This window comes from Natronorubrum texcoconense (genome assembly GCF_900100335.1).
In the GTDB taxonomy this organism is placed as follows: domain Archaea; phylum Halobacteriota; class Halobacteria; order Halobacteriales; family Natrialbaceae; genus Natronorubrum; species Natronorubrum texcoconense.
Map to the genome: position 1 here is coordinate 91,707 of NZ_FNFE01000005.1, position 11,974 is coordinate 103,680.

Genomic DNA, 11,974 nt, shown 5'->3' on the forward strand with positions numbered 1-11,974 from the left:
ACCATCTACTAACGCATGTCGACCATAGGTAAGCTCCGTCAGTTCGAACTTCCGAGAGAGTACTACCACTGGCTCTCGAAAGAGAGCGTCTGGGGGTGGCTGTTCCTCCTCCCCTCGCTGCTCGTCCTCGGTCTCGTTAGCGTCTACCCGCTCACTCGAGGAATCTATCTCAGCTTCTTCGAGTACGATGGAATCGGCGATCCCGAGTGGGTCGGCCTCGACCACTACGCGACCATCCTCGGGTGGACCGAGTTCTGGATCGTCATGCGGAACACGCTGGTCTGGGCGTTCGCGGCCGTCGTGATCATGGCGACGATCGGACTGGGGTTCGCGATCATGCTCAACCGCGAGTTTCGCGGCCGTTCGATCGCGACGACGCTCCTGTTGCTCCCCTGGGCAGTGCCGTTCATCTCGATCGCGCTGAACTGGCGGCTGATGTACAACTTCGAACTGGGCCCGCTCAACGGCTTCCTCCGGCTCGCCGGGATCAGCGACGGGCTGCCGTGGATCGCGAGTTCGCGGTACGCGTTGTTCTCGGTGATGCTCGCTTGGGTCTGGCGTAACTTCCCCTTCTTCATGCTCACCTTCCTGGCGGGCATGAAGGGGATTCCGGGCGACCTCTACGAGGCGGCTCGAGTCGACGGCTCCTCGAAGATCGATTCGTTTCGCCACATCACGCTGCCGTTCCTCCAGCCGGTCGTGGTCGTGATGACGCTGCTCATGAGCCTCTGGTCGCTCAACCACTTCACGTTGATCTACGTGATGACCGGCGGCGGCCCGGGCAACTCCTCGATGGTGTTGCCGGTCTACATCTACCAGCAGGCGTTCCACTTCGGTAACATGGGACTGGCCAGTGCGATCGCGGTCGTCATGCTGCTGGTCATGCTGACGTACGGCCTGATCTATCTGCGACTGTACCGCGAAGACGTTGGAGGGAAATAACGATGGCAACGGACACACAAGCGGTTCCCGAAGAAGAATCGAACACCGGCCCCCTGGGGCTGAACGATCGTCAGGTCGAGCGAGTCAAAACGATCGGGTTCCACGCGACGCTGTGGTCGCTCATCGCGCTCGTTCTGTTCCCCGTCTTCTGGATGTTCGTCGTCTCGGTCAACCAGACGGGGTTCGGGGCGTTCGTCAGCGATCCCATCGGCTGGGCGTTGGGCGCGGACCTCTCCGGCTACTATCGAGTCTGGTACGAATCCGACTTCCCGTTCTGGTTCCAGAACAGTCTGATCGTCAGCATCGGCGCGACGGTGCTGAGCGTCGCCGTCTGTACGCTCGGCGCGTACAGCATCGGTCGGCTTCGATACCGCGGCCGCACGGCGATGGCGACGTTCCTGCTGATCACGCAGATGTTTCCGGCCATTCTGGTCGCGATCCCGCTGTTCCTCGTATTCCGGGACTTCGGGCTGTTCAACACGCTGACCGGGCTCGTGATCGCGTACGTCGCGTTCACGCTTCCGTTCGCGATCTGGATGTTGCGCGGATTCTACGAGAACCTCCCCGAGTCTCTCGAGGAGGCGGCGATGATCGACGGGAGTACCCGCTTCGGTGCTGTCGTCCGGGTCATCCTCCCGTTGTCGGCCCCAGCGATCGCGACGACGGCGATCTTCACGTGGGTACTCGCGTGGAACGAGTTCGTCTTCGCGTTGGTCCTGATCAACGATTCCGAAAAGCAGACGCTCCCGCCGGGAATGGGCCAGTGGATCGGACAGCAAGCGCTCAACTGGGACATGATCATGGCCGGCGCACTCGGGGCGACGATCCCGATGTTGATCGTCTTCTTCCTGCTCCAGAGCTACATCGTCAAAGGGCTGGCTGAAGGCGCTGTCAAGTCGTAATCGACGGCAGGAAACGGCACTCGTTACGATACTCTCCGTTTTCGTCTACTCACGCGCCGAGCGTGGAAACCGAGGATCGATCGGGAGAACGTAGCCTTCGTATCTCGGACTGAGATACTACCACTGCCCTCAGTATCGCAACGTCGATTCCACGTGAGAAAATAGTGTTCTGTATACGTGCATAACAACCGATAGCGACTGCTACGGACGATGGGATCTACCCTGGATTCGGTCGACGACACCGACCACGAACGAATCGATTCTGATGGGGAAATCGTCATCCACATTCCGCCGAGCACCTGAACACACCGATGCGGTGGTACAGATTACACCCCGGGTGGCAGTGATTGGTATCCATCGACTTCGGATCGAACTGTCGCGAGCGGGACGACGGCTACGGAAACGAAATGCACTCGTGCGTAGTCAGTTCTGTCAGCGTCAATAGTGTTTTCGTATACAGAATACGGTCGGGTACGCTATCCTCTCGATTCTGACCCGAGCGCCAATGCGTGACACCTCTTCAGCGGCGTACACCGGTACAGCACACTCCTTCAGTATCTCACTGAATGGAGCATCTCTCGTTTCACCTCGAACGCATCACCCTCGACACAATCGGTGGATCATTCGAGGTAGCCAGTCACGGTCGTCCGAAGTGCTGCTGGGTCCGGCGCCGTCGAGTCAGCGTCCGGAAGCGGTTCGGCGACGCCGCTTCGTTGAAATCGGATGACGGTTGCACCGGCCGCAGCCGCTGCAGCGACCCCGCTTTCGGAATCTTCCACGACGAGACAGTCGGTCGGATCGACCTCGAGAGACTCGGCCGCTCGCTCGTACACGTGCGGTGCGGGTTTCCCCGGCGCGTCGACGTCTTCGGCGCTCACGAGGACGTCCATCGGACCGAGGTCGAACCGCTCGACGACGTGTTCGATCCAGGGTCGCGGCGACGAAGAGACGATTCCTACGGAAATGTCCTGATCGCGGATAGTTTCGACGAGTGCGGACAGTTGCGGCGTGAGGGTCACGTGGTCGGCGTAAATCCGTTCGCCGGCATCTCTGAGTCGACTTTCGACCGCGAGCCGATCGTCGGCCAGCCCGTGGCGGCGCTCGAGTTCGACGAGCGTTTCTTCGAAGCTGCGGCCGGTTACCGCGTCGACTGACAGGTCGGCGTCGACGAGCGGAAACACCACGTCTCGCCACAATCGGTGCCAGTGCTCTTCGGAATCGACGAGCACGCCGTCCATGTCGAACAACACCGCGTGAAATTGGGACATACGCGGCAGTCGCCGTCGTCCGGCAAATGCGTGTCGGTTCGCCCCGTTTTCCGTTGCGTGGGCTGCGTCGGTTATACCGTTGCGGACGACCGGAACGATTTCATCTAATCGTTCGGTCCCCGTTACGATGGGTCGGATCGGCAGGTCGTATGCGACGCTGCTCGCAGGTGTGACGGCTTCGACGTCCGCTCTGCCCTGTCTTATCGAAGGGGTGAAGTAACGTGGTGCTCACCGAACTGACAACGAACGTCACCGTTCTCGAGTCGATCTCACTCTGTTTTCAACCTCGGTGGACGAGTACATCCATGCAGTTGCCGTTCGGCAACAAGTCGAGAACCGCACATCACCTCTGTCCACGAGATCGATCGAGGAGTACCGGGTTGGTCGTCTGGCGTTCCCAGCATCAAACAGGTGGGAACCGCTGAAGGACCGGTGAACGGACAGTTTCAACGGGTCGGTTCAGTGGTATCCAGTAGTATCGCTGCAAGACTATTGTTCGACAAGTCAGAATATCGTCCCTTCAGGTATACGGGGGTACGATTGTAAACCAGACAGCGAATCACCGTCACGTGAACAGTACGAGATCTCAGTGAGCAGTAAGTTGAGCGACCGCGGTAGCACTGATACGGCCACCGACAGTGATCGATAGAAAAATTGACAGCAGCAATCTCGTCTGAACCTGGTTGAAAAACATCATATGTGAGTGACTATACGCTGGACGAGTCACAGATCACGGTCGAAAATATCGGCGATCGGTTCCCCGAGGACGGCTACAGTCGGTCGAGCGCGGCGATACACTCGAGAAGCGCCCGGCCGTTGTGGTACGCCCCTTTGTAGACGGCGCCCTTACGGCCGACCGGCTCGAGGGTTTCGTCGACGCCGGAGTGCCACTCGCCGTGGTCGCGGTCGATCTGGTGCTCGTCGAGGAACGCCCACGTCTCTGCGAAGACGTCGAAGTAGCGCTCGTCGCCGGTGCGTTCGTAGGTGCGTAGGGCACTGGTCATGCACTCGGCCTGGACCCACCAGGCTTTGATGCGAAAGCTTGCGGGTTCGTCGAAGCCGCCGTAGAAGTAGAAGCCGCCGTCTTCGTCGTCGTACCCGTACTCGAGGGAGTAGTCCCACAGCGTCTCGAAGAACTCGCGGTAGAGAGCCGTCGAAATATCGAGCGCGTCGGCGGCCTCCATGACGAGCCAGACGTTCTCGAGGTCGTGTCCGTACGAGACGACCTGAAACTCCTCGTCGTCGATCTTTGGCGACCAGTCGGGATCGTACTTGTCCGTACAGAAGCCGCGTCTCTTCCGGTAGACCGTTCCGGTGAGGATGGCGAGCAGTTCGTGCAGGCGGTCGCGTCCGCGGTCGGTGTCGAACGCTTCGTAGTAGGTCGTAAACGCCTCCATGAGATGGAGGTGGGTGTTCATCAGCTTCAGCGTCGGATCGAGGACGCTGTCGCCCGACTCCTTGGGGGACCAGTCGGGCTCGATGTTCTCGAGGTAGGTCTGGCCCTCGGTGATCGGCTCCCACTCGGGCGTGAAGTACTCGACGTAGCCGCCGTGCTCGTCGTCTTTTGCGTGTTCGTCCAGCAGATCGACGAGCTCGTGGGCGTACGCGGCCGCCTCATCGTCCCCGTTGGCGCGGGCGTACTCCGAGAGCGCGTAGAGACCGAACGACTGTCCGTACAGGTGTTTGTTCGGTTTGCTCGTCGTCCCGTCGCGCTCGACTTCCCACACGAAGCCGCCGTTGGCTTCGTCCCACATCTCGTCGAGCAGAAACGCGACCCCGTGGTCGGCGATTTCGCGGTACTCGTCGCCGTACCCCTCGCGGGCGAGGCGCGCCGTCAGCCAGACCATGCGCGCTTGCGTGACGACCTGTTTGTTCCCGTTGCCGGCGAACTCGCCGCGTTCGTCGTAGCTCGTGAGGAACCCCCCGTGTTCGTCGTCGATGCTTCGCGGGAACCAGAACCCGAGGACGTTGTCCGTCAGCGTCTGCTCGAGCGACGAGCGATACTCGTCCGTTCGCGTGGCTAAATCGGCCATAACGCGTAGTCGATAGGACGAATCGGGGGATAATAATACCGATCTCGGCGGGTGTATCTCGGACAGCACGGCAGCAAGTAGTTCGTCTTTGAGTATGTCGTGGGTGCAGTGACGTCGCCGACGGCTCGGAACCGAATCGGGTTCGAGGAGGATGCCCGCGCACGACCACAGACGACATCGATTGGTGGAATCTGTGTAGCGACAAGTAACCGCTAGTGTTGCGAAGCGGCGACCGGCAGATATAATCATATACTGATATGTGCACGAAAGCATATTTTTATAGATATAGTGCCCTTTCGTCGATTGGAGCCACTGTGATCTGCGTACAATCGGCGGCAATTCGTCGCGTGTCGTGTCTACCGACGACTGTTCCTTGGGTTCCGGACCGGTCAGTTTAGGAGTTCGACCTGAGCGAGAACGCTCGACAAAGGCGAAGATAGTCAACCTCGCGACGGGTAGCGGTATCGAACTGGAATGAGTGGTGTTAAACCGATAGTCTGCACCAGTACCACCGTCGAAACGGAACCATTCCCGAACCGAGAACGGAACAGAGACGTTGTCTGTCCCTGGAGGGTCCAACTGGAGCGATCTCGTTACTCGATCGATCCGCGGTCGAAACGATCGTACTCGAAGTCGCGAGACGATAGTAGAAGTGTCCTACTCCCGGTACTCGAACAGTTGCGTACGATCTGAGTTAGTGTGGCTCGAGTTCTCTCTTTCGGAGGGAGATAATGATGATATGACTGTTGTGTTTCATTCCCATAAAATCGATACTATGGGGTGTCTGGTCAGGGGTATAATAGGAACCTTGATTACATACATACTGGCGTAAACCAGTCGTGACCCAAATATTTTTTAGCCACCAGTCGATAGCTTCAGTCAGTGACCGAACGCACCCAGTCGTCCGACTCGGAGACCTCGTGTGGATGTAAGCTCGGACGCGTCGCCGACGAGTACGGGCTCCAGAGCCTCGACGACCAACTGGTCGGCTACTGGACCGGCGAGCGGGACGAAAAGATGAGCACGCGCCAACTCGCGACCTACGTAAACCAGCGAGTGCTCGAGACCGCACTCGAGGACGCGAACGTCCTCCTCAAAGACGGCGAGATCGAAAACACCTACCGACTGCTGACCGACGACGACGTCAGCAGCGGGACACAGGTGCAGACGCGAAACGAACTCGAGCGCGACGGCGTGCCGATCGACGAGGTCGAGTCGAACTTCGTCTCCCACCAGACGGTTTACAACCACCTGACGGACTGTCTGGCAGCGACGCTCGAGACGCCGAGCGACGACGAACGAGTGGAACGAAGCGCCGACAAACTCGGCGCACTGCAGAACAGAACCGAGGCGGTGACGTCGGATACGATCGCCCAACTCGAGCGAAACGGAATCCTCGACCTCGGCGAGTTCAACGTGACCGTCTCCGTGACCGTAACGTGCGAGGACTGCCTCCAGGAGTACCCGATTCGGACGTTGCTGGACGAACGATCCTGCGATTGCCAGGACGCGACCGCGGACGATTCGGCATAGCAGGGAATCAAACCGACGATCTCGGAGCGTCGTTCACCGCGCACGGAAGGGGCAAAATATTTTTGATGGGAGCGAGAACGCGGTGATATGAAAAGTGAACTGGATAGGGCGGAACGTGATACTCCGGAGCAAGCGACGCTCTTCGTCGACAATATCGGCGGCATCGACGAGACGGAGGTCTCGTTTCAGCGAGGGGCAACGGTGCTCTCGGGACGAAACGCAACCAACCGAACATCGCTGTTACAGGCGATCATGGCCGCACTGGGGAGCGATCAAGTCAGTCTCAAAGCCGACGCTGAGGAGGGGCAGGCGGAGCTCGAGCTCGGTGACGAAACCTACCGACGGACGCTACAGCGTCGAAACGGTACTATCGTTACCGACGGCGAGCCCTACCTCGACGACCCCGAGCTCGCGGACCTCTTTGCGTTCCTGCTCGAATCGAACGAGGCGCGACGCGCCGTCGCACGCGGCGACGATCTCCGCGAACTGATCATGCGCCCGGTCGACACCGACGCGATCAAGGCCGAAATCGAGCAGTGTCAGCGACGGAAACAGGAGATCGACGATCAGCTCGCGGAGCTGGACGAACTCGAAGGCAAGCTGCCCGACCTCGAGGCAAAGCGGACCCGAGTGACCGACGAGATCGAGACGCTCGAAGAAGAGCTGGAGGAGGCACAGGCTGAGCTCGACGAGACCAACGTCGACGTCGACGAACGGCGGGAAGAGCAGTCCGAACTCGAGACGAAACTCGAGGAACTCCGCGAGACCCGCTCCGATCTCGAACGCGTTCGCGATCGGATCGAAACCGAACGGGAAAGCATCGACGCGCTCGAGGAAGAGCGAGAGGAGGTCGAGGAGCGCCTCGACTCGCTCTCGTCCGGCGACGAGTCGGAGGTGAGCCGACTCGAGGCCGAGATCGAGACGCTTCAGGACGAGAAGGCGGCGCTCTCCGACGAGATCTCGCAGCTCCAGAGCACGATTCAGTTCAACGAACAGCTCCTCGACGAGCAGGAGTCGGTGCTCCCGGAAGCCGACGAGGACGACGAGCCGGTGACGGACCAGCTTCTGGCGGACTCGGAGACGGTCACCTGTTGGACCTGCGGTTCGTCGGTCGCCCGCGACCAGATCGAAACGACGATCGAACAGCTTCGAACCGCGCGCCAGGAGCGACTCGAGGAACGATCGGGGATCAGCGCCGAACTCGACGAGAAGCGGGAGACGCTGTCCACGATCAACGAGAACCGCACCGAGTACCGTCAGACGCAGCGACGCCTCGACTCGATCGACGACGAGATCGAGCGGCGACGCGAGCGCATCGAGGCGTCGACGGCCGACCGCGAGGAGCTTACCGACGAAGTCGACGAGCTGGAGGACACGATCGACGACCTCGAGACCGACGACTACAGCGGGGTCCTCGACCAGCACAAGGAGGTCAATCAGCTCGAGTTCAAACTGGAGCGAAAGGAACGCGAACGCGACGATCTCGACGACCGAATGGCGTCGATCGAGGACCGCCTCGACGAGCGCGAGACGCTCGAGGCCCGACGCGACGACATCACCGACGAACTGACCGATCTGCGCACGCGGATCGACCAAATCGAGGCCGACGCGGTCGAAGCCTTCAACGAGCACATGGAGAACCTCCTCGAGGTGCTCGAGTACGGCAACCTCGATCGGATCTGGATCGATCGGACTACCCAGGAAGTCCGCGAGGGACGACGGAAGGTGTCGCGCTCGTCGTTCGATCTCAAAATCGTCCGCAGCACCGACGAGGGGGCGGCCTACGAGGACACGATCGACCACCTGAGCGAGAGCGAGCGAGAGGTGACGGGGCTCGTCTTCGCCCTCGCGGGCTACCTCGTCCACGACGTCTACGAAACGGTTCCGTTCATGCTTCTGGACTCGCTCGAGGCGATCGACTCCGAGCGGATCGCGATGCTCGTCGACTACTTCGAGTCCTACGTGCCGTACCTCGTCGTGGCGCTGCTCGACGAGGACGCACAAGCAGTCGAAGTCGACCACGGCGTGATCACGGAGATCGACTCGGCGTCGGCGGCCCAGTAACGGAGATTCGGTCCCGGGCTTTTTTGCGCACAAGCGGTCGGTTGACGGGAGCAGAACCTGGAACTGGCCGTGCCGTTGCTCATGCGGCGAACCGAATGCGGCGGGTAGCAGCGACAATAGGTGCAATAGGCTTAATAGTGACAATAGGCACAGTAGTTTCAATAGGTACAATAGGTCTGGAGAGTGCGATCATACGATTTCAGCATAGATAGTGGCACTCAATAGAATTATCTGCATTCGGAGTAGTATTCTATACTCATTTCACGGTGATAGGTATTCTCTCTCCAATATCGGTCTCGAATCAGAGTCTTCCCCCCGTCACCGGTTCCCGAAAAATTGATCCCGTCTACGAATAAAACTCCTACGTGACCGTGTTCTGCGGATCGATCGAGGTATCCTATAAAAGACGCACGGTCACGGCCAAAGCGCCCGAAACTGCTTCATACGCGCGCTTCACTCGGTATGTGAGATAGGCCGTTCGCTCGAGACCGCATCGCTAACTGACGAGCAAACCGACGGTACCGTCGCGCTCGTCGTGGGCTGAAAATATATTATCACTCGACCATCACATTTGTCAACTCGTTCGAAGGCGAGTATTTGGACATTTTCGAGAGCGTAACTGACTGATTTCAGAGTAGTATACAAAATAGGGACGACGCCGATCCGAAACCGAATACGAGTGCGACGGGAGTTACCGACGATCTCCGTGGCGTGTGACATCGGTTCCTCGAGGGAGACCGATCCCAATGTAATCGCATACCGACCCGGTTTCGACGCAGTCGCTCGACTCGAGCGAACCGTCGTCGACGAGGGCGCTTCAGCAGCCCTTCACGATCGGTCTCCCACATCGGGCCGTTCGAGGAGGTAGAGCTAAATGCTCGCTGCACACAGTGTGCAGTGATGACGGCTACCGCAATAGCGATCGAGTCAGTGACCAAATCGTTTCGCAGCGAGACGGTGCTTCGGGATATCCAACTGGAGGTCGAAAGCGGCGAGTTCTGCGTCGTGCTCGGCCCGAGCGGCTGTGGAAAGAGTACGCTCCTCAAGTGTATCGCCGGATTGATCGAGTCCGACGACGGGACGATCGCGCTCGACGGTCGTGACGCGGCCGACCTCTCCGTCCAGGATCGGAATCTGGGCTACGTGTTCCAGGAGTTCGAAGAGACGTTGTTCCCCCACAAGACCGTCGCGGAGAACATCGCGTTCGGTCTCGAGCAACGGGACGACCCGCCCACTCAGTCGGAGATTGACGAGACGATCGACGAGATGTTGACCCTGTTAGCGATCGAGGAGACGCGGGACGATCTCCCGGGAGCGCTCTCGGGCGGACAACAACAACGCGTGGAGTTGGCGCGACAGCTGTGTCGCAACTGCGAGGTGATGCTCTTCGACGACCCGTTGGCCGACCTCGACTACAAGCTACAGAAACGCATGGAACTCGAGATGCGAAGCCTCCACGCGGACCTCGGGAGCACGTTCCTCTACATCACGCACAACCAGGACCAGGCGCTCAAACTCGCCGACAAGCTGGTCGTGATGAACCGCGGCATGATCGAACAGATCGGCACCCCGGAAACGGTGTATCACAACCCGAAGAACGCGTTCGTCTGCCGGTTCGTCGGTGACTCGAACGCGCTCGTGACGAACGGCAAGCCGACCGAGGTCGGCGACGGTGTCGTGGACGTCCAGACCGAGGTCGGTCCGATGCGGGCGACTGCCCAGAACGGGACCGAGTCGGAGACCGGAATGCTGATCGTCCGACCCGAGGCCGTCTCGCTCGAAACGGACGACTGTGACGTAACAGTCACGGGCGTTCTCGAAGGCCGAACGTACACCGGCGAAACCACCGAGTTCGCGGTGTCACTCGACGGAACCGACCGCGAGTTCTACGTCGTCGTTCCGGACAACCCCGAGATCGGTGCGATCGGTGATCCGATCGATCTCGGCTGGAACGTCGACGACGCGCTCTACTTCGACGAACTCAGCGTAACCGACACCGTTACCATCACGGATCTCATTGAAGAATGACAATGTCTGACATAGAACCCACCGAGGCGGACGTGTCGCCGCCCGAACCGGCGCTCGACGAATCGCAATCAGTTGCGCTCGAAGTCGACGAACTGACGAAGATCTACCCCGACGGAACCGTCGCCGTCGAAGAGATCAGCTTCAGTATCAGTGAGGGAGATTTCTGCGTGCTGATCGGTCCCAGCGGCTGTGGGAAGTCGACGACGCTGCACTCGCTCGTCGGCAAAATCCCGGTGACGGAGGGAACGATACGGCTCGGAGGCGAAGACATCACCGACGAGCCAACCTACGAACGCGACATCGGGCTCGTCTTTCAGGACTTCCAGCTGTTTCCACACCTGACGGTCGAGGAGAACATCGGCTACGGACTGGAACGTCTGCAGGTCGACGCAGACGACCGCACGGCTCGTGTCGAGGACATGATCGAGATGATGCGTCTCGAGGAGCTGGTCGATCGCCACCCCGAGGAGCTCTCGGCCGGGCAGAAACAGCGCGTCGCACTCGCCCGGAGCATGGTCCTCAAGCCGAAACTCCTCCTGCTGGACGAACCGCTGGGAGACATGGACTACAAGCTCCAGAAACACATGGAACGAGAGCTGCTCCGACTCCACCGCCAGCTCGACACGACGTTCGTCTACGTCACGCACGATCAGACGCAGGCGATGCGACTGGCCGATCAGATCGTCGTCATGAACGACGGCAAGATCGAGCAATCCGACTCCGTCGAGCGCGTTTACAACGATCCGGCGACGGCGTTCGTTTCGGCGTTCGTCGGCGACTCGAACATCTTCACGGGCGAACTGACCGACGTCAGCGACGACGGCAGTTACGCGCACATCGAGACGCCGCTCGGGACGTTTCTCGCGACGACGGCGAATCTTCGATCCGAACCGACGTCCCTCGTCGGGGAACGGATCCCCTTCTCGGTCCGGCCGCAGTACCTCGAGGTCACCGACGAACTGGACAACAGCGTCAGTTGTCAGGTCGAAGACGTTATCCACCAGCCCGGATCGGGGACGCAAGTAATCCTCGAGGCGACCACGCCCGAGGGGGCGGCCCACGAAATTCAGCTGAAGTCGTTCGACCGAATCGATCCCACGGGTACCGTCGACGTCGGCTGGAGCGCGGATCACGCGACGCTGCTCGAGCAGACGAGTATCGTCGACGGAATCGATCTCGAGACCGATATTCTCGGCGAATGAGC

Annotated in this window: 8 protein-coding genes; 6 read left to right on the forward strand and 2 right to left on the reverse strand. The window is 59.9% G+C overall.

Annotation, left to right across the window (positions count from 1 at the left end; genetic code table 11):
* Positions 1 to 15: 15 nt before the first annotated feature.
* Together BLT08_RS15340 and BLT08_RS15345 are read left to right on the forward strand one after the other, a co-directional pair.
* Positions 16 to 942 (forward strand): carbohydrate ABC transporter permease, encoded by a 927-nt coding sequence (locus tag BLT08_RS15340; RefSeq protein ID WP_090309481.1) that lies wholly within the window; start codon positions 16 to 18, stop codon positions 940 to 942.
* A gap of 2 nt (positions 943 to 944) precedes the next feature.
* Positions 945 to 1,844 (forward strand): carbohydrate ABC transporter permease, encoded by a 900-nt coding sequence (locus tag BLT08_RS15345; RefSeq protein ID WP_090309485.1) that lies wholly within the window; start codon positions 945 to 947, stop codon positions 1,842 to 1,844.
* Between the two features lie 620 nt (positions 1,845 to 2,464).
* Here BLT08_RS15345 and BLT08_RS15350 read toward each other — a convergent pair.
* On the reverse strand, positions 2,465 to 3,112 hold the full coding sequence (locus BLT08_RS15350) for an HAD family hydrolase (RefSeq protein ID WP_090309488.1): 648 nt from the start codon (positions 3,110 to 3,112) through the stop codon (positions 2,465 to 2,467).
* Between the two features lie 770 nt (positions 3,113 to 3,882).
* Positions 3,883 to 5,145 (reverse strand): AGE family epimerase/isomerase, encoded by a 1,263-nt coding sequence (locus BLT08_RS15355; RefSeq protein WP_090309491.1) that lies wholly within the window; start codon positions 5,143 to 5,145, stop codon positions 3,883 to 3,885.
* Between the two features lie 882 nt (positions 5,146 to 6,027).
* Between BLT08_RS15355 and rdfA the strand changes: the two genes are divergently transcribed.
* The 4 genes from rdfA (at position 6,028) to BLT08_RS15375 (ending at position 11,972) form a co-directional block, all read left to right on the forward strand.
* Complete coding sequence (rdfA, locus tag BLT08_RS15360; protein WP_090309494.1) at positions 6,028 to 6,678, forward strand: rod-determining factor RdfA; 651 nt, start codon at positions 6,028 to 6,030, stop codon at positions 6,676 to 6,678.
* A gap of 87 nt (positions 6,679 to 6,765) precedes the next feature.
* The gene (locus tag BLT08_RS15365) at positions 6,766 to 8,742 is read left to right on the forward strand and encodes an archaea-specific SMC-related protein (protein ID WP_090309498.1); all 1,977 of its coding nucleotides are present in this window, start codon (positions 6,766 to 6,768) and stop codon (positions 8,740 to 8,742) included.
* A gap of 900 nt (positions 8,743 to 9,642) precedes the next feature.
* Complete coding sequence (locus BLT08_RS15370; RefSeq protein ID WP_175529336.1) at positions 9,643 to 10,770, forward strand: ABC transporter ATP-binding protein; 1,128 nt, start codon at positions 9,643 to 9,645, stop codon at positions 10,768 to 10,770.
* Positions 10,771 to 10,772: 2 nt separating this feature from the next.
* A complete protein-coding gene (locus BLT08_RS15375) occupies positions 10,773 to 11,972 on the forward strand; it encodes an ABC transporter ATP-binding protein (protein WP_090309504.1) in 1,200 nt (399 codons plus the stop codon).
* Positions 11,973 to 11,974 lie beyond the last annotated feature (2 nt).

Bases quoted from the DNA above. Each gene is read 5' to 3' on its own strand.
- BLT08_RS15340 (WP_090309481.1), top strand. From the start codon at position 16: ATGTCGACCATAGGTAAGCTCCGTCAGTTCGAACTTCCGAGAGAGTAC.
- BLT08_RS15345 (WP_090309485.1), top strand. From the start codon at position 945: ATGGCAACGGACACACAAGCGGTTCCCGAAGAAGAATCGAACACCGGC.
- BLT08_RS15350 (WP_090309488.1), bottom strand. From the start codon at position 3,112: ATGTCCCAATTTCACGCGGTGTTGTTCGACATGGACGGCGTGCTCGTC.
- BLT08_RS15355 (WP_090309491.1), bottom strand. From the start codon at position 5,145: ATGGCCGATTTAGCCACGCGAACGGACGAGTATCGCTCGTCGCTCGAG.
- BLT08_RS15365 (WP_090309498.1), top strand. From the start codon at position 6,766: ATGAAAAGTGAACTGGATAGGGCGGAACGTGATACTCCGGAGCAAGCG.
- BLT08_RS15370 (WP_175529336.1), top strand. From the start codon at position 9,643: ATGACGGCTACCGCAATAGCGATCGAGTCAGTGACCAAATCGTTTCGC.
- BLT08_RS15375 (WP_090309504.1), top strand. From the start codon at position 10,773: ATGTCTGACATAGAACCCACCGAGGCGGACGTGTCGCCGCCCGAACCG.